This is a genomic window from Streptomyces sp. NPDC048659 (assembly GCF_040650575.1).
Classification (GTDB): Bacteria; Actinomycetota; Actinomycetes; order Streptomycetales; family Streptomycetaceae; genus Streptomyces.
Genome location: NZ_JBEZHM010000041.1, coordinates 1 through 16439, shown reverse-complemented (window position 1 = coordinate 16439; position 16439 = coordinate 1). Strand labels below are relative to the sequence as shown.

The 16439-nt window shown below is 71.2% G+C and carries 19 protein-coding genes; 11 read left to right on the top strand and 8 right to left on the bottom strand.

Annotation, left to right across the window (positions count from 1 at the left end):
- The first annotated feature begins 77 nt into the window (after positions 1-77).
- Positions 78-728, top strand: coding sequence for a TetR family transcriptional regulator (locus tag AB0C99_RS27015; protein WP_362480217.1), 651 nt, complete (start codon positions 78-80; stop codon positions 726-728).
- Here AB0C99_RS27015 and AB0C99_RS27010 read toward each other — a convergent pair.
- The 3 genes from AB0C99_RS27010 to AB0C99_RS27000 form a co-directional block, all read right to left on the bottom strand.
- Positions 702-1058, bottom strand: a complete 357-nt coding sequence (locus AB0C99_RS27010; RefSeq protein ID WP_362480076.1) for a hypothetical protein — start codon at positions 1056-1058, stop codon at positions 702-704. The two genes, AB0C99_RS27015 and AB0C99_RS27010, sit on opposite strands and share 27 nt — an antisense overlap.
- Positions 1059-1219: 161 nt before the next feature.
- Positions 1220-1354, bottom strand: a complete 135-nt coding sequence (locus AB0C99_RS27005) for a hypothetical protein (RefSeq protein ID WP_362480074.1) — start codon at positions 1352-1354, stop codon at positions 1220-1222.
- A gap of 180 nt (positions 1355-1534) precedes the next feature.
- A complete protein-coding gene (locus AB0C99_RS27000) occupies positions 1535-2506 on the bottom strand; it encodes a sulfotransferase (RefSeq protein ID WP_362480071.1) in 972 nt (323 codons plus the stop codon).
- A gap of 351 nt (positions 2507-2857) precedes the next feature.
- On the opposite strand from AB0C99_RS27000, the gene AB0C99_RS26995 reads away from it, so the two are divergent.
- On the top strand, positions 2858-3235 hold the full coding sequence (locus tag AB0C99_RS26995; RefSeq protein ID WP_362480070.1) for a hypothetical protein: 378 nt from the start codon (positions 2858-2860) through the stop codon (positions 3233-3235).
- Between the two features lie 419 nt (positions 3236-3654).
- Here the strand turns inward: AB0C99_RS26995 and AB0C99_RS26990 are convergent, their stop codons facing one another.
- Complete coding sequence (locus tag AB0C99_RS26990) at positions 3655-4659, bottom strand: helix-turn-helix transcriptional regulator (protein WP_362480068.1); 1005 nt, start codon at positions 4657-4659, stop codon at positions 3655-3657.
- Between the two features lie 218 nt (positions 4660-4877).
- Here AB0C99_RS26990 and AB0C99_RS26985 point away from each other — a divergent pair, with 218 nt between their 5' ends.
- The 3 genes from AB0C99_RS26985 to AB0C99_RS26975 all read left to right on the top strand — a co-directional run bounded on the left by AB0C99_RS26985 (position 4878) and on the right by AB0C99_RS26975 (position 7617).
- Positions 4878-5639: a nuclear transport factor 2 family protein gene (locus tag AB0C99_RS26985; RefSeq protein ID WP_362480066.1), complete on the top strand. Its 762-nt coding sequence runs from the start codon at positions 4878-4880 to the stop codon at positions 5637-5639.
- A gap of 89 nt (positions 5640-5728) precedes the next feature.
- A complete protein-coding gene (locus AB0C99_RS26980; protein WP_362480063.1) occupies positions 5729-6703 on the top strand; it encodes a protein-ADP-ribose hydrolase in 975 nt (324 codons plus the stop codon).
- On the top strand, positions 6700-7617 hold the full coding sequence (locus AB0C99_RS26975) for an NAD-dependent protein deacetylase of SIR2 family (RefSeq protein ID WP_362480061.1): 918 nt from the start codon (positions 6700-6702) through the stop codon (positions 7615-7617). The genes AB0C99_RS26980 and AB0C99_RS26975 overlap by 4 nt, the downstream gene beginning before the upstream one ends.
- Here AB0C99_RS26975 and AB0C99_RS26970 read toward each other — a convergent pair.
- Together AB0C99_RS26970 and AB0C99_RS26965 are read right to left on the bottom strand one after the other, a co-directional pair.
- Positions 7587-8564, bottom strand: coding sequence for an aldo/keto reductase (locus tag AB0C99_RS26970; RefSeq protein ID WP_362480058.1), 978 nt, complete (start codon positions 8562-8564; stop codon positions 7587-7589). The genes AB0C99_RS26975 and AB0C99_RS26970 overlap by 31 nt on opposite strands.
- A 173-nt stretch (positions 8565-8737) precedes the next feature.
- A complete protein-coding gene (locus AB0C99_RS26965; RefSeq protein ID WP_362480055.1) occupies positions 8738-9349 on the bottom strand; it encodes a TetR/AcrR family transcriptional regulator in 612 nt (203 codons plus the stop codon).
- Positions 9350-9564: 215 nt separating this feature from the next.
- Here AB0C99_RS26965 and AB0C99_RS26960 point away from each other — a divergent pair, with 215 nt between their 5' ends.
- Positions 9565-10959 (top strand): carboxylesterase family protein, encoded by a 1395-nt coding sequence (locus tag AB0C99_RS26960; RefSeq protein ID WP_362480053.1) that lies wholly within the window; start codon positions 9565-9567, stop codon positions 10957-10959.
- 131 nt (positions 10960-11090) lie between these two features.
- Positions 11091-11330 (top strand): hypothetical protein, encoded by a 240-nt coding sequence (locus AB0C99_RS26955; RefSeq protein WP_362480050.1) that lies wholly within the window; start codon positions 11091-11093, stop codon positions 11328-11330.
- A gap of 155 nt (positions 11331-11485) precedes the next feature.
- On the opposite strand, the gene AB0C99_RS26950 is transcribed toward AB0C99_RS26955, so the two are convergent.
- Positions 11486-12076, bottom strand: coding sequence for an SMI1/KNR4 family protein (locus AB0C99_RS26950; RefSeq protein WP_362480047.1), 591 nt, complete (start codon positions 12074-12076; stop codon positions 11486-11488).
- 191 nt (positions 12077-12267) lie between these two features.
- Between AB0C99_RS26950 and AB0C99_RS26945 the strand changes: the two genes are divergently transcribed.
- The gene (locus tag AB0C99_RS26945; protein WP_362480044.1) at positions 12268-12825 is read left to right on the top strand and encodes a YceI family protein; all 558 of its coding nucleotides are present in this window, start codon (positions 12268-12270) and stop codon (positions 12823-12825) included.
- Positions 12826-12976: 151 nt separating this feature from the next.
- On the opposite strand, the gene AB0C99_RS26940 is transcribed toward AB0C99_RS26945, so the two are convergent.
- A complete protein-coding gene (locus tag AB0C99_RS26940; protein WP_362480042.1) occupies positions 12977-13285 on the bottom strand; it encodes a GNAT family N-acetyltransferase in 309 nt (102 codons plus the stop codon).
- Between the two features lie 258 nt (positions 13286-13543).
- On the opposite strand from AB0C99_RS26940, the gene AB0C99_RS26935 reads away from it, so the two are divergent.
- From AB0C99_RS26935 to AB0C99_RS26925, 3 genes are all read left to right on the top strand, one after another.
- Positions 13544-14161: a hypothetical protein gene (locus AB0C99_RS26935; RefSeq protein WP_362480039.1), complete on the top strand. Its 618-nt coding sequence runs from the start codon at positions 13544-13546 to the stop codon at positions 14159-14161.
- Between the two features lie 103 nt (positions 14162-14264).
- A complete protein-coding gene (locus tag AB0C99_RS26930) occupies positions 14265-15617 on the top strand; it encodes an MFS transporter (protein ID WP_362480036.1) in 1353 nt (450 codons plus the stop codon).
- A gap of 52 nt (positions 15618-15669) precedes the next feature.
- Positions 15670-16266: a hypothetical protein gene (locus AB0C99_RS26925; RefSeq protein WP_362480033.1), complete on the top strand. Its 597-nt coding sequence runs from the start codon at positions 15670-15672 to the stop codon at positions 16264-16266.
- Positions 16267-16439: the final 173 nt, after the last annotated feature.

Below are 16439 nucleotides of genomic sequence, written 5' to 3'. Positions count from 1 at the left end.
TGTAAAGGTGAGGAGTGCACGCCATGACACGCCAGCAGGCCCGCCCGGGCGCGGGGCGCCGCCGCGCTTCGCACTCGATGGAATCCGTCCTCAACGAGGCCGTGGCCCTCCTCGACGAGGCGGGAGCCCCGTCCCTGACCTTCCGGGCCCTGGCACAGCGCCTGGGAGGCGGCGTCGCGAGCATCTACTGGTACGTCGCGAACAAGGACGAGCTGCTCGACCTCGCCACGGACCACGTCATGGCCGGCGTCCTCGACGACATCGAGAAGCTCCCGCTCGGCGAGGACCCCATCGACGACCTGCGCGCGATGGCGGTCACCCTCTTCGACGCGGTCGTCGCCCGCCCCTGGCTCGGCGCGTACTTCATGCGCAACACCGACGTGCAGAGCAATTCCCTGCGGATCTACGACCTGCTCGGCCGGCAGACCCTGCGCCTGGACCTCACCGCCCGCCAGCGCTTCCACGCCGTCTCGGCGGTCGTCGGGGTCGTCGTCGGCTCGGCCGTCGACATGGGCCAGGAGCCGCCCCAGGAGGTCCTCGACGGCGCGGTCGACCGCGACGCGTTCCTCGGCCGCTTCGCCCGTACGTGGCGGGAGCTCGCCCCGGAGGAGTTCCCCTTCATCCACGAGATCGTCGACGAGTTCGACGGCCACGACGATGCCGACCAGTTCCGCTCCGCCCTGGACCTCACCCTGGCGGGGCTACGGCTCCAGGCCGCCGGGCTCTGACGGCGACCGGTCCCACTCGGCCTCACCGGTGAGGCAGGCGTGGCAGAGGCAGCGGTCCGGGTGGGGGCTGTACGGCGACGTGTCGGCACGGTATCCACGCGCGTACCGCTCCAGTGTCACGGAGACATCCGCCGCGTACTCTTCGCCGAGTCCCCGCCCGTGTCCCGCCTCGCGCAGCCGCTCCAGGACGCGCGGTGTGTGGACGAGCTTCGGCCGGAAACCGTAGAGGTGGCGCGTCGCCATGTCGATGACGATCCATCGCCGGGTGTGCCGCTCACGTCCGACCACCGTGACCCGGTCGCCTCCGGGCCCCCAGTAGGCATCGGCCACGTACACCTTCGTCCCGCCCCTGAAGCACTTCGTCCCCGGCCGCAGCTCCTGCCCGTCGACTCCCCATCGGCGCCAGGCCACCACATTCGCCGCCACCAACCAGGCCGGCTCAAGCTTCAGGTCACCGGATTCACTCAATACGCCCCCCTCATGGACACCCTTCAGCGGCGCGCCTTGCGAACCTCGTGCCGGACCCCCTTGACCGTGTCACGCAGGTTGACGTAATCGAGGAAGACGACCAGACCTCGAACAACCCACTTCCCGGCCTTCACCAGGACACCTCCAAGATCGTCCACCACGTGCCTCATTTCTGTCACTAGCATTTCCTCCTCAGACTCGCCTGTGGCCTGGAAGGTTGCACACGAGTCCGAGGTCAGCGCCTTCGGTCCTCATCTGCGACCGGCCCGTCCGGCGGGACAGCGGTACAGAGAGACAGAGAGACAGAGAGACAGAGGGATGTCGGTGACGCCATCGACTCACCCCTCGCTCCACCCCAAGGCCCGCTCTCCCTGCGCGCAGCTGCGCTCAAGCGCCGCCCGCTCGGCGGGCGTCAGGCGCCTGGACGCGCCTCGGCGGCCGCCGTCCAGCATGGTTTGGGCCGTGGCCAGCCAGTCGGCGGCCGGCTCCACCCCGACGAACTCCGCCAAGCGCGACAGCTCCCTGCCGGGGTGGTCGAGCAACTCCTCGTACAACAGGGTCGTCCGCCGCTCCGGGGGAAGCCCCTCCAGGTGGGCGACACCCTCCGTGACCAGGCGGGACCACAGCTCGCCGAAGGCCGTGTACGGGATGTCCCGGTCCCACACCAGCTCCGGATCGAAGCGGTCGGCGAGCAGCGGGGCCAGGTCCGGGGGCAGGGCCCGCACCTGCTCCTCGGTGAGCTCGAAGAGCCGCTCAACGCCGCAGTGTTCGAGGATCTTCCGCAGGATCAGGATCGTCCGGTAGCCGGGATGCCGGCTCATCGACAGGGCGCAGTCGGGGCCGGAACGGACCAGGTGGACGAAGCGCGCCTCGGGAAAGAGCACACGCAAGCGAGGAATCCACTCCGTGGAGTAGCCCGACCGCTCCACTGCCGCCGTACGACCGAACCGCTCGCGCAGCACCTGGAACACGGCGCGGTAGTGGTCGGCCGCGCAGCGCTCGGGCCAGCCGCTGACCGTGCGCCCCAGGTCGTCGAACAACTCGTCCGGCTGATCGGACAGATGGGGCAGCACCATGAGCAGGATGGCCGGGATCCTCGAGCCCCCGGCGGCGTACCTCCCCGGCGTGCGCGTGTAGAGGAACTCCGAGAGCGGAATCCCAGAGACGATCATCTTCTCGAAGACGGGGTTCGGCTGGGCGAGCAGCCGCCAGAACTCCCGCCCGGACAAGCGCCCCTCCGGAATGCCCCCGACACCGACGGAGGCGAGCAGTTCGTTCAGGCTGAGTACGTCGGGGTGGAGATTGAGCACCCTCGACAAGGCGGTCGAACCGCTACGCCCTGTCCCCACGATGAACGTCAACGGCTGCACGGGCACCCCTTCCGGCCAGGTGCTCGCACGATAGCGGAACGTGACGGGGAGGGGCCTCGGGGCGGGATATCGGGGAGGGGCCGCAGCAGGCTCTGACCAGAGCTCGGGGCCCTCCGCCAGGTGCATGCGTGACTGTAGTTCAGACCCCCCACATTGCCGGATGCCGGAAGGCAACCGCTCCATCTGTCTGCTGTGCCCTGCATCTGAAGTGAGGCACTCGGAATGCAATGATGCTGACCAGGGGCGGTCTTGGCGTTGAGAGCCGCATGACGTGAGAAGAGAGTGGCGGGAATGCCCGGGATCCAGACCGATACGTTGGACACGGCTGGAGCAGTGTTCATGACGGTCTTGGCACTGGGCTGTACGTGGTTGGGCGGGCGGGCCGTGCTCCGTCCGCACCGTCCGCCGCAGCCGATCGGGGGGCCCATCTGGGTGGCCCGCACCTGGGGCCTCGCCTATGTGCTGCTGGGCATCGCGTTGGCGGCCAAGATGACGACCATGCTGGCCGGCAAAGAGCCGGCCTGGCCGATGACCGTGCTCTTTTGGGCTGCCGGACCGCTCCTGGCCTTCTCGGTGACCGCGGCAGGCGTGTCACAGTGGCGAGCGCGCCGTCGGATCGAAGAGCCTTGCGGACCAGATCTCAGAGAGCCGTCTTCCCCTCATGGCTGAGCAGAAATGCAAACCGTCCGATCGGTGCTGCGGATCTCCGCTTTCGGGTCGACGGAGCCGTAGGGGCGGTCGAAGGTCAGGAAGGTGATCGTCCGCCCGGAAGGCAGCCCGGGCTCGGGCGCCTTCTCTGGAAGGGGACCACATACCGACCTGGCCATCGAGCTTCGCACCATGGCATAGCAGAAGGTGCGTCCGTCGGGCATCCACGCCAGCTCGCCGTTCGCGTCATCCACTCGGTGGATCACGGCCACCGACTGGCACGAGGGAGGCTCGGGTGGCGTAGAGCAGCCCGCAGGATGAGTGGTCGCGCGTTGCGGCGACGGCCTCGGCCGTGGGCTGGGCAGGCTTGGTGTCGTACGGCTGCCGCGCGGGCGAAGTCATTTCCGTACGCGGGGAGTTCGATGTCTGAGCTCTCCGCTTCAGACGCCTTCGGCGTCGAGGGGTTCCGGGCCGTGATGGGGCGGCCTTCTCGTGGCGTGTCCGCGGACCGTGTCGCGGAAGGCGATCGGGGTCTGGCCGGTGCGCTGGTGGAAGTACTTGCTGAAGTGGGTGGCGCTGGAGAAGCCCAGCCGGTCGGCGATGCGGGCGGCGGTTTCGTCGCTGTGGGCCAAGAGGCGCTTGGCCTCCAGGACGACGCGGCGGTCGATGAACTCCTTGGCGCCCAGACCGGCGGTCGCGAGGGTGGCGCGGGAGAGAGTGCGCGGCGAATAGCCCAGCGCCTCCGCGTAGTCCTCGACCCGGCGGGTGCCGGTGAAGCTCCGTTCCACGGCGTCGCGGAAGCGCAGATAGGTGGCGTCGGGCTCGGGCCCAAGGCTGCCGGCGGGCGTCGTGAGGTGGGCCAACCGCAGCACGAGGACGGCCAGCAGGTGACGCAGGGCTGCCGTGTGGATCTCCAACGGCAGGCGGCCGAGCGCGTAGAACTCGGCGGTGAGGTGCTCGGCGGCGAGCCGCAGGGCCGTGGCGTCGTCGGGAAGCGGACGCCGCAGGACCGGCGCGTGCGGGTCCTCCAAGCGGGCGCTGTCGGTGGTGGCCGGGTCCAGAACGTCCGGGCGGAACAGGATCAGGGTGCCTTCGGCGTGGGCGAGGTCGCCCCACTGCTGCACCTGACCGGGGCGCACCCAGAGCCACGGGCCGGGGTCGAGCGCGTACGCCGTGAAGTCGACCGTGTGCCGCAGGGTCCCCTCGGTGAGCGTGATCAGGTGGTGGAAATCCGGGCGCTGCGGGACGCCGAGCCACTCGGCCGACACGCGTCGGCGCAGGTCCGCCAGGTCCAGCACCTCGACCCCGGCGGGGGTTCCGGCGGGCGCGGCGAAGGAGATCTCCGGGATGCCGCCAGGGCGACGGCCGGGGTCGCGGGCGAGGCCGCGGCCGGAGTGGCCGAGGCCGTGGGCGCCGCCGTCGGCATCGTGTCGGTTTTTGACCATCGTAAGTCCGCAGCGTATCCGGCCCACCCAGCTCTGTGCACCTAACTTGGGGATTGTCAGGGCAGGCGACGACAGGACGTTGTCGGAAAGGAGCTAGGGGAATGTCCTTGGCGGAGCGTGGGCCGCTTCCCTGGCCTCCGCGCTCGACCGGCGTCTGACCACGTCCCGGTACCCCCATTCCATCCCCCCCACCCGAACCCACAAGGAGACGATCCGCCATGAGCGACCCCAAGAAGACCGTCCTGTCCGCCGCCGGAGAGCTGTTCGGCCAGAAGGACCCGAGCGCGGTGGACCGCTGGGTCGCCGCCGACTACCGCCAGCACAGCTCGCTGGCCGCCGACGGGCCCGAGGCCCTGCGCGGGCTGGTCGCCGGGCTGCCGGAGGGCTTCCGCTACGAGGGGGCCCGGGTGATCGCCGACGGCGACCTGGTGGTCCTGCACGGCACGTACCACGGCTTCGGCCCGGACCCGCTGGTCGCCTTCGACATCTTCCGCGTCGACGCCGACGGCAAGCTGGCCGAGCACTGGGACGCCCTGGCCCCGGTGGTCACGGACACCGCCTCCGGCCGCTCGCAGACCGACGGTCCCACCGAGGTCACCGCGCCGGAGACGACCGAGGCCAACCGCGCCCTGGTCGCCGACTTCGCCCGGAAGGTCCTGGTCGGAGCCGACTACTCCGTACTCACCGACTACATCTCGACCGAGACCTACGACCAGCACAACCCGGAGGCGGCCGACGGTCTGGCCGGTTTCGGCGCGGCGGCGGCGAGGTGGGCCGAGCAGGGCAAGAACCTCGTCTACAAGACCGTCCACCAGGCCATCGCCGAGGGCGAGTTCGTGCTGGTGCAGTCCGAGGGCGAGTTCGGCGTCCCGGTCGCGTACTACGACCTGTTCCGGGTGCGGGACGGCAAGATCGTCGAGCACTGGGATGTCATCTCCCCGATCCCGGCGGAACTCCCGCACTCCAACGGCCTGTTCTGACCTCGGTGCGGTGACAGGGGGCGGGCCCCGACCCCTGTCACCGCCGCCCCCTCCCCCGCCGGAGATCCCCCATGCCCATGCCCATGCCCATGCCCGTTCCCACGCCCACGCCCACCACCGCGCTGCCGCTCGACGCCTACGCCACCGCCATCAGCCTGTACGAGCCCTTCCGTTCCGATGCCCCGCACAACACCCCGACTCCCGGACCGGCCCCCGCCCCCACCCCCACCGACCTGGTCCACGAGGCGCTCGCCCTGCTGGGCGGCGACCCCATCGCCGTACGCACGGGCTGGCTCCCCGACCCCGCGGACCGGCTCGACGACACCGCCGCCCGGATGCTGTTGCGGGCGGTGCTGACCGTCCGGGAGCCCGAGCCCCTCCCCGCCGGGGTCGCGGGGGTGCTGGACGCGCTCCTGGCCGGCGAGCGCCTGGCGCGGACCACGACGGACGCGGCCTCGCTGCCCACGCTCCGCAACGCCTTCCCCGGCACCACGTATCCGGCCGCCGACCGCACCGCGCTCTGGCAGGGGGACATCACCACCTTCGCCGCGGACGCCGTCGTCAACGCCGCCAACAGCGCCCTGCTCGGCTGCTTCGCCCCGATGCACCGCTGCATCGACAACGCCCTCCACGCGGCAGCCGGGCCCCGACTCCGCGCCGACTGCCACACGGTCATGTCCCTGCAGGGGCACCCGGAGCCGACCGGCGGCGCCAAGGTCACCCGCGGCTACCACCTGCCCGCCCGCTACGTCCTGCACACCGTGGGCCCGATCGTCGACGGCCCGCTGCTCCCGGGACACCGGGACGCCCTCGCCGACTCGTACCGCTCCTGCCTCGACCTCGCCGCCGAGGTGGACGACGTGCGCACCGTCGCGTTCTGCGGCGTCAGCACCGGCGTCTTCGGCTACCCGAGGACGCCCGCAGCGCGCACCGCCCTGGAGACCGTGGCCGAGTGGTTCGACCGCCACCCCGACGGCCTCGACCGCGTGATCTTCAACGTGTACGGGGACGCCGACCGCACCGCGTACGTCCACGCGCTGACCGAACGGAACGCCCCCCGATGAACCACCCCGTCACCGGTACCCGGGACGCCGCCCGCACGCTGGCCGACTGGCTCGCCGAGGCCGACCGCGTGCTGATCACGGCCGGGGCCGGACTCAGCGCCGCCGCCGGCTACGACTACGGCGACGAGGACCGCTTCCGGGAGCTCTTCCCCGCCCTGCACGCCCTCGGCCTGCGCTCCCGCTACCTCGTCGGCGTCCCGCTGCCGCCCGAACTGTGGTGGGGCTACTGGGCCGTCCACATCGACGACATCCGCTTCTCCCCCGCGCCCAACCCCCTCTACCGGCGGCTGCGCGAGCTGGTCGGCGACACGGACCACTGGGTGATGACGTCCAACGTGGACGGCCTCTTCGCCCGCAACGGCTTCGCCGCCGACCACGTCTTCACCCCGCAGGGCGACTACGGCCGCTACCAGTGCTCCCGCCCCTGCACCGACACCACCTGGAACAGCCGCCCTCTCGTTGACCGGCTCCTCGCCGCGTACGATCCGGCCACCGGCGCCGTCACCGACCCCGGCGCCCTGCCCCGCTGCCCGAACTGCGGCGGCGCGGTCGAGATCAACGTGCGGATCGGCCCCCAGTTCGTCGAGACGCCCTACCTCCCCGAGCTCAACGGCCTCCAGGACTGGCTGGGCGCGACCCCGCCCGACGCCCGCCTGCTCGTGCTGGAGTTCGGCGCCGGATTCAACACCCCCGGCGTCATCCGCGTGCCCGGGGAGCACCTCACCCGCGGCCTCCCCGGTGCCCGTCTCGTACGGGTCAACCCCACCCACCCCGAGATCCCCGAGGACCTCGCCGGCCGGGCCCTGTCCGTACCGGCCGACGCCCGGGACTTGCTCGGCGCGGTTGACGCGGGCAACCCGGCCCGGCTCCGCCCCCGTACGTTTCAGAAGCCAGAGGCGGGGCGCGCCGTGTAGTGCTCCTCCAGGCGGGTCAGTTCCTCCGGGCTCAGCGCGAGTTCGGCGGCCGCGATCGCGTCGGTGAGGTGGTGCGGCTTGGTGGTGCCGACGATCGGCGCGGTGACGGCCGGCTGGTGCATGACCCAGGACAGCGCCACCTGGGCGCGGCTGACGCCCCGTTCCGCGGCGATGTCGGCGACCGCGCCGATGATCCCCCGGTCGGCCTCGGCGGTCGGGCCGTAGAGGATCTCCTCCGCGCCGTCGGTGCTGTTGCGGCGGGTCCGCTCGTCCGGGTCCCGGGTCAGCCGGCCGCGTGCCAGAGGGCTCCAGGGCAGTACGCCGATGCCCTGGTCGAGGCAGTACGGCAGCATCTCCCGCTCCTCCTCGCGCTGGAGCAGGTTGTACTGGTCCTGCATGGACACGAACCGGGTCCAGCCGTACAGGTCCGCGGTGTGCTGGAGGGTCGCGAACTGCCAGGTCCACATGGAGGAGGCGCCGATGTAGCGGGCCTTGCCGGCCTTCACCACGTCGTGGAGCGCCTCCATGATCTCCTCGGCCGACACGTTCGGGTCGAGCCGGTGGATCTGGTAGAGGTCGATGTAGTCGGTGTCCAGGCGGCGCAGGCTCTCGTCCACCTGGGCGAAGATCGCCGCCCGGGACAGGCCGCCGCCCTTGGGGCCGGGGCCCATCGTGGCGTGCACTTTGGTGGCGATGACCACCTCGTCGCGCTTGGCGAACTCCCGCAGCAGCCGGCCGGTGATCTCCTCGCTGGAGCCCCGGCCGTACATGTTCGCGGTGTCGAACGTGGTGATGCCGGCTTCGATGGCCTGTTTGAAGTACGGGCGGGAGTCGTCGACACCCAGGGACCACGGGTGAGTGCCGCCGTCCGGGTCGCCGAAACTCATGCAGCCCAGGACCACCTTGGAGATCGACAGCCCGCTCTTGCCCAGCCGAACGTATTGCATGCGAGATCCTTACCGGGTGACGGAAACCGAGGGGACGCGCTCACGAGGCCGCCCCACTCGACAGGACGGCACTCATGACTAAACATTCGTTCAGTTATGGAGGGTAGCCTAAGCCGACCGACGGCGGCATCAGCAGCAGCAGCGGGCTCAAGGCCCCGGACGCCCGGCCCAGTTCACTGGGTGACGAGCCAGACCACCTCGTCGACGAAGTCGGCCAGGTCCTCGACCCCCGCCCCCGAGTGATCGCCGGAGGCGTGCCAGAGCGCGACCCTCCCGTGGGCCGCGGTGAAGACGAGGACGGCCGCCCGCCTCGGCGGCATCCGCAGCCGCACGCCGGACCGTTCGCAGTGCTCGAACGCCGTGGCCACACTGGTCACGAGGTCGACCATCGGTCCGCGCCGGGGCTCCGCCGTCAGCGGCTGATGATTGATCAGCAGACGGTAGTGACCGGGGTTGTCCATCACGAACCGGCAGTAGGTCCGGACCCGGGCCCGCACCCGTTCCAGCGCCGCCTCCGGCGGGCACGCCTCTTCCGCCCGGGCCATGGCGTACGCGATCTGCTCGTAGTCGTACGCGATCAGCCCGTCGACCAGCGCCGACTTGTCGGCGAAGTGCTGGTAGATGGCGGACGGCGAGATGCCGGCGGCGCGGGCGACGCCCCGGATCGTCAGCCCCTCCTCGCCGCCCAGCTCGGAGAGCAGCCGCGCGGCCGCCTCCAGGATCTCCAGGCGCAGCCTGTCACCTTGCCCTCGCGGATTGCGCGCACGCCGCGTTGTCTCGACCACGAGGCACTGTAACCGGTCACCGTCCTCGCTTGCACACATCGACGAGCGACCTCACTCGCTCCTTAGGTGTACGAATGTTCACTGATGAAGGTACGACGACCCACCCCTTCGCCCCTACGCGACAGACAAGGAGCCAGAGGATGAAGCCTTCCGACGACACGGGATCCGGGTCAGCGTCCGGGTCCACATCAGCGGCTGGATCCGGCTCCGGATCCGTGATCGCCCGTCCCGTCTCCGGGCCGGTGGTCGGCCTTCGCGGGGCCGACCGGATACTGAAGTTCCCGGGCATCCGTTACGGGCGGGCCCGGCGGTTCGCGAAGCCGGTGCGGGCCGAACACCACACCGGCGTCGTCGACGCGACGCGGCCCGGACCGATCTGTCCACAGCTTCCGTCCCGGCTTGAGCCGGTCTTCGGGCCCCAGTGGAACGAGCCGCCGCAGTCCGAGGACTGCCTCCACCTCGCGGTCACGACACCCGGTCTCACCGGTGCGCGCCCGGTGATGCTCTGGGTGCACGGGGGCGGGTTCGTGACCGGCGGCGGCACGCTCCCGATGTACGACGGCGGGCGGCTGGCCGCTGACGGGGACGTGGTGGTCGTGTCGGTCAACTACCGCCTGGGCGCGCTGGGCTGTCTGGTGCACGAAGGGGGCAGCGACGGCAACCTGGGGCTGTACGACCAGGTCCTCGCCTTGGAATGGGTGCGCGACAACATCGCCGCGTTCGGCGGCGATCCGGCGAGCATCACCGTCTTCGGCCAGTCCGCCGGCGCGAGTTCGGTCCTCCTGCTGATGTCGGTCCCGCGCGCCCGACGCCTGATCCGCCGCCTGATCGCGCAGAGCGCGCCGACCCTCACCACGCTCCCCACCCTCGGCGACGCGCTGGCCGCCAGACGCCGCTTCGCCGAGGCAGCGGGGGGTGACCTGGCGACCCTGCCGGTGGACCGGATCCTCAAGGTCCAGGCCGACATGGCGCGATGGAACGCGGACATGACGCCCGGGTCGGGTTCGGATACGGGCACGGGCACGGGCACGGATACGGATACGGATACGGATACGGATACGGATACGGATACGGATACGGATACGGTGCCGCTCCTGCCCGCGCTGGCGGCCCCGCTCGTCCACCGCACGCCCATCCGGCGCGTCTTCCGGTCCGGGCCCGTGCCGGACCTGGTCATCGGCTACACCTCCGACGAGGGTGCGGCGTTCACCGTAGGCGCCCCGACCCCGGTGCCCGAGGACGACGTGGCCGCGATGTCGCGCGAGCTGTTCGTCGAGCCGGCGCACGAGATCGCGAGGGAGGCGCTCGGCCTGGGCGGAGCGGCCTTCCTGTACGAGTTCGGCTGGGCGCCCTCGGGGGGGCGGCCTCGGCGCGGTGCACGGAATCGAGCTGCCCTTCCTGCTGGGCACACGGGAGGCGTGGGCGACGAGTCCGCTGCTGGGCGGCACCGACTGGACGACCGTCGATTCCCTCGGCAGGGCACTCCGCACGAGCTGGGCCCGCTTCGCGTGGCACGGGTCTCCGAGCAACACGGCGGTCCCGTGGCCTCGATGGGACGGCGCGGAAAGGTCCGTGCGGCGGATCGGCCTGCCATAAGGTACGGCGGTTGACATTGCCCTTGCCCTTCCCCATGAGGCAATCCTGTGCCCCTCCGGGCTCCGGGGTCCGGATGGCGCGTCGACCGGAATGGAATGCGCGGTAATTCCTGCAAGCCATTTCGGATTCTTGAAAGGTGAGGCAGATGAAACTGAAGAGAGCACTGGCCGCGATGGGGCTGACGGGTGCGGTAGTCGCCGGGACCCTGGCCATGACGGCGACGCCGGCAGCGGCGGCGTACAACAAGTACATCAACACCTACGTCAACATGACCGACTGCCAGAACGCGGCCGCCTGGTACAACCAGCACGGCCTGAAGGGGCACTACTTCTACTGCGCCAACCGCGCCGACGGCGGTGCCAACCTCTGGGAGTACGTGCCGTAACCAGCGCCGACGCCCTGCTGCTATAGCGGCCTGTGCCGTGGCCGTAGCTGTAGCCGTAGCGGTGGTGCTGATCGTGGCAGGTGACGAAACGCCGTGGACGTCGTAAGGCGTCCACGCCGTCGCCGTCGCCGCCGCGGTCGCCGCATGGGGAGGCGTCAGATCCTCGGGGCCATGCGATAGCGGTGCGGATGCGCCTGAAGCCGGGGTGAGGTGAGGTGCAGGGCCCTGTTGTCGCGTCCGGCGTTCATCTGGTCGAGCCAGCGTTCGTACCAGTCGATGAAATCGGCTGCGGAGGAGACATTAGGCCCCCAGAATCCCTCGCTGTTTCCGATGAGTACGCGTCCCGTAAGGGGGCCGGTCAGCGCGATCGCGCATACATCGCTGCACCCCATTTCGATGATGCCGAGGAAGAGGTCGCCTTCTTGAGCCGCCGCGGGCTGCCTTGCCTGGAATCCGCGAGGGGCTCCTGATTCTCCCCGTGGATTCATGACCAGCGGGGAACACCGTTCCATCGGCATGAGGCCGTAGAAAGGCCCCGCACCCGTGCCGCCCGCGTACATGAGGAATTGCCGGTACGCGTCGGGGAGCTCGATGCCGTGCTCCGCCTCGTACCGGGCGATGCGTGACTCCGGCAGTCTCGGGCCGAGACGGAACTCGTGCCGCTCTTCTCCGAAGGAGTGGCTGCGCAGGGGCTGGTAAGGGATCGCGGCCAGCTTGCGACGCAGGCGGGGTATCCGGGGGTCCATGAGGTGTCTTCTCTCTTCGCCCGCCACCCTATGCTCCGCGCGGCGGGCGCTGCGCCGCCCGTGTCACCGATCAGGGTGCATCCTCGCGCCAGCCCGCGCGTACCTCCGGGCCGAGAGCCGTCCGCGGCCTAGCGTGACCCGGGAACGATTCGGGCGGACCGTCGCCTGGATCCAGAACCTACGGAGACACCGTGACCACGGCAGCGGCTCTCAGCGAGCTCACCGGGGACTACGTCCTCGACCCCACCCACACCCGGATCGGCTTCATCGCCCGCCACGCGATGGTGACCAAGGTCCGCGGCGCCTTCCACCAGTTCGAGGGGACCGCGCACCTGGACGGCGCCGACCCGGCGCGGTCCACCGGACAGGTGGTCATCAAGGCCGAGAGCATCGACACCGGGGTCGAGCAGCGTGACCAGCACCTGCGCACCAACGACTTCCTGGACGCGCCGAACTTCCCCGACATCACCTTCCGCGTCACCAAGGTCGAGCCGAAGTCCGAGACCGACTACCGGGTGACCGGCGATCTCACCATCAAGGAGACCACCAAGCCGCTCACCATCGACTTCGAGTACACCGGCAACGCCGTCGACCCCTACGGCAACCTGCGGGTCGGCCTCGAAGGCTCGGTGACGATCTCCCGCAAGGAGTTCGGCGTGACCTGGAACGCCGCGCTCGAAGGCGGCGGCGTCCTGGTCGGCGACAAGGTCGTCCTGGAATTCGACATCTCCGCGATCAAGCAGGGCTGAACGCGCTCCTGGCCGGCCTCCCCTGTGCCGGCCAGGCATTGACCGCCGACGCCCAGATCCGTCGGATCCGGCGGATCCGTCCACGTCCTGCCCCACCGCAGCAGATGCCGTCAGCGGTGACGGCGGCGCTGGTGGCGTCGGTGGCGGTGGTTCAGTCGGTGACCTTGCTGCGGCTCTGGTACAGGAGCTCCTGGTACTCCGGGTGCCGTGCGATCCAGCCCGCGTAGAACGGGCAGACCGCGAGCACCCTCAGCCCCGCGGCACGCGCCTCGTCCAGCGAGGAGCGGGCCAGCGCGGAACCCACGCCCTTCCCCTCGTACGCGGAGTCGACCTCGGTGTGGGTGAACGCGATCAGCTCGGGGGTACGGAGATACTCGGCGATCCCCGCGATCTCCTCGGCGCCGTCGAGGCGGGCTACGTAGCGGTGCGCGTCGGGCTGGTCTGTGACCTGGACTGTCATGATCCCCAACGTAGAAGCCGCGCGTGGGGCCCGCATTTCGGGCGTAGCGCTCGTGTCACCGGCCTGCCGCTCCTCCCCAGGAATCGCCGGGAGCGCGCGGCCGGTCATACTTTCCGGATGGGGAGCGAGGCCACGGAGGCGGCGCGGCGTTGGCTGGCCGGTCAAGGGGTCAGCCAGGTGGGCAGCGCCTGGGTCCACGCCGAGCAGCCCGGTGTGCCGCTAACCGCCGGGCAGGTGGCGCATCCCTGGGCGGGTGATGTGTTCGCCGAGGATATGGACGCCGCCGACCAGGTGCGGCTGGCGTTCGGGCTGCTGGACCTCCTCGACGAGTACTGGGTGACGTGCGAGATCCGGTTCGCGAACGAGGGGGCGGACGGCCCCTTGCCGGCCGCCGCGCTCTGGGACGGCTACCGGCGGCGGCTGGAGGCCGACCGGGACGCCGAGGCCGTCACGTACTCGCTGTGGGTGGACTGGTTCGAGGACCCCGCCACGTCCGCGACCGCCTTCGCGGAGGTCCTCGGCGACGACATCGACCAGGTGGCCGCGCGAACGCAATCCGGGCTCCGCCGGGCCTGCCGGGTCTTGGAGTGTTCGGGCCCCGTGAACTGGACCGTCAAGGAGCCCGCGTACCGCGCCGCCGTACGGCTTCCCGCCCTGCACCCGGCCGTCTTCCGGGCCCTGCTGACCAGCTTCCACGACCTGTACGGCGACCTGGAGCCGGCCGCCGCGCTCACCCTCCTCGACCGGCTGACCCTCCCCACGGGCACTCGGCACCTGGCCGAGCTGCGGCACGTACTCGCCGCCGGGCACAGGAATCATCACCGCAGCCCGGGAGCCTGGGACGAGGCAATTCGGTCATACGATCCAGTAAGCTGACATCTCCAGGTGAGTGCCTGGGGAGCCAGACCAGTCGTGTTGCTGGGGCCCTGCTCATGAGAGCGGGCCCTTTTTGCGTTGGCCCGCGAGGGAGAACAACGACATGCCGACACGGATCACACGCACCACGCAGGCCACGCAGGTCATGCAGGCCACGCAGGCCACGCAGGCCACGCAGGCCACAGAAACCACCCAGGTTGCGCCGACCGCACAAGGCACCGCCCCCGACACCGCCGCTCCCCCGCCCCGCCCCACCCCGTGGGCGGGACGCCTGCTCGCCGTGGCGATCGTGCTCGCCGCCCTCAACCTGCGCCCGATGGTGACCAGCCTCGGCCCGCTGCTCGAAGACGTCCGTGGCGATCTGGGGATGAGCGCCGGGACGGCCGGGCTGCTCACGGCGGTGCCGTCCGTCTGCTTCGCGGTCTTCGGGTTCGGCGCGCCGACCCTGGCCCGCAGGATCGGCCCGGTTCTGGCGATCATGGCCGGTCTGGCCGCGGTCGCCCTCGGCGTGGCCGCGCGCTCGCTGGCGGGCGGCGCCGCCGTGTTCCTGCTGCTCACCGCGCTGGCCCTGGCGGGCGTGGCGGTCGCCAACGTCCTCATCCCTGTGGTCATCAAGCGGTTCTTCCCCGACCGTGTCGGCCCGCTGATCGGCCTGTACTCGATGGCGCTCACCGGCGGCACCGCGCTGGCCGCCGCCGTGACCGTGCCGCTCACCCGCGCGCTCGGCGACGACTGGCGGCCCGGTCTCGCCGTCTGGGCCGTCCCCGTGGCCGTGGCCGTACTGGTCTGGGGGCTCGTGGCGGTCAGCCGCCGTGGGCGGCGGGTTCCCGGGCAGCGCCAGGAGGCCGCGGCGGTGTCCGTCCGGCGCAGCGGCACCGCGTGGGCGCTCGCCGTGTTCTTCGGCGTTCAGGCCGCCGGCGCGTACGCCGTCATGGGCTGGCTGCCGCAGATCTACCAGGACGCCGGGGTGCCGGCCGGAACGTCCGGTCTGCTGCTGGCGTACGTAATGGTGATCGGCGTCCCCGCCTCGTTCGTGCTGCCCAACCTCGCGGCCCGTCGCGGCAGTCAGGGGATCTACGTGGTCGTCCTGGGCCTGTGCGGCCTGGCGGGCTTCGGCGGGCTGGCCCTCGGCGCGGGCGCCGCGCCCTGGCTGTGGGCCACCCTGGTCGGCCTCTCGGCCTGCTCCTTCCCGCTGGCCCTCACCATGATCGGCCTGCGGGCCCGTACACCCGGCGGTGTCGCCCGGCTCTCCGCGTTCGTCCAGGGGGTCGGCTACCTGATCTCGATCCCCGGACCGGTCCTGATCGGCGCCCTGTACCAGCAGACGCACGCGTGGACCCTGCCGTTGGGCTTCCTCGTCCTGACACTCGTGCCCCAGGTCGCCTTCGGGGTCCGGGCCGCCCGCCCGGGGCACATCGAGGACGGGACGCCGGCCGTCGAGCGGCAGCGCTGCTGATACGGCGCCCACCCCGCCCGCCACCAGGCACGCGGTCGCTCGTTCACCCGCTATGACAACCGATCAACTGCCCGAACCGCCCCGAGGGGACACGCCGCCGCGCACAGCCGACGGCGCGGGCCACGAGCCCGTCCCCGGCGCGCGGCTGTCGGCCGAGCGGCACAGCGATCCTGTGCCCGCGCCGCCGTCCGATCCGGAAGAGGCCGCCGTTCTCGCCGAAGAGGCCGAGTACGAACGGCTGGTCCTCGCCGAGGCCGCGGCCGTCGGCCGGCGCGCCGCGGCGTGGATGCGGGGGCTGCCCCTGCCGCCGGGCGACTGGGTGCGTGAGGTGCTCGCCTCCGCCGTCGAGGAGACCATGGGCAGCCTCGGCCGGGCCGACGCGGAAGGGGTCGGAGCGCGGGATGCCCTCGACGGCCTGGTCCGGTATCTGGCGGACGCCGCAGCCCCGGTCCTGTCCCGCCGCGAGCAGACCGCGCTCCTCGCGGTCGCGGGCTGCGTCCGGGGCATCCCCCGCCTCCTCACCGACGACCCGCGCGGCGCGATCCACCACGGTGAGCTCGCCGCGCTCGGCTCCCTGATCGACTACGCGATCACCATGCCGTCCGCCGAGGGGGCGCCCGGGCGTCGGACGGCCCGCATCTGGCGTTGAGCGGCGGACTCGGAGTCGGAGCCGGCCTCTGAGTCCGAGGGGGACTCCGAGTGGGACTCCGAATCGAAGTCGGGCCCGGCGCACACGCGTGTGCGCCGGGCCCCCCCGGGGACGGGAGCGGCGGGCCCCCCACGGGGGGGACGGTGAAACAGCGGGCGCGGGTGGGGGCGGGG

What these genes read in the sequence shown, in the direction of transcription:
- AB0C99_RS27015 (WP_362480217.1), top strand. Translation starts at nt 78, where the DNA reads ATGGAATCCGTCCTCAACGAGGCCGTGGCCCTCCTCGACGAGGCGGGA.
- AB0C99_RS26995 (WP_362480070.1), top strand. Translation starts at nt 2,858, where the DNA reads ATGCCCGGGATCCAGACCGATACGTTGGACACGGCTGGAGCAGTGTTC.
- AB0C99_RS26990 (WP_362480068.1), bottom strand. Translation starts at nt 4,659, where the DNA reads ATGGTCAAAAACCGACACGATGCCGACGGCGGCGCCCACGGCCTCGGC.
- AB0C99_RS26985 (WP_362480066.1), top strand. Translation starts at nt 4,878, where the DNA reads ATGAGCGACCCCAAGAAGACCGTCCTGTCCGCCGCCGGAGAGCTGTTC.
- AB0C99_RS26980 (WP_362480063.1), top strand. Translation starts at nt 5,729, where the DNA reads ATGCCCGTTCCCACGCCCACGCCCACCACCGCGCTGCCGCTCGACGCC.
- AB0C99_RS26975 (WP_362480061.1), top strand. Translation starts at nt 6,700, where the DNA reads ATGAACCACCCCGTCACCGGTACCCGGGACGCCGCCCGCACGCTGGCC.
- AB0C99_RS26970 (WP_362480058.1), bottom strand. Translation starts at nt 8,564, where the DNA reads ATGCAATACGTTCGGCTGGGCAAGAGCGGGCTGTCGATCTCCAAGGTG.
- AB0C99_RS26955 (WP_362480050.1), top strand. Translation starts at nt 11,091, where the DNA reads ATGAAACTGAAGAGAGCACTGGCCGCGATGGGGCTGACGGGTGCGGTA.
- AB0C99_RS26950 (WP_362480047.1), bottom strand. Translation starts at nt 12,076, where the DNA reads ATGGACCCCCGGATACCCCGCCTGCGTCGCAAGCTGGCCGCGATCCCT.
- AB0C99_RS26940 (WP_362480042.1), bottom strand. Translation starts at nt 13,285, where the DNA reads ATGACAGTCCAGGTCACAGACCAGCCCGACGCGCACCGCTACGTAGCC.
- AB0C99_RS26930 (WP_362480036.1), top strand. Translation starts at nt 14,265, where the DNA reads ATGCCGACACGGATCACACGCACCACGCAGGCCACGCAGGTCATGCAG.
- AB0C99_RS26925 (WP_362480033.1), top strand. Translation starts at nt 15,670, where the DNA reads ATGACAACCGATCAACTGCCCGAACCGCCCCGAGGGGACACGCCGCCG.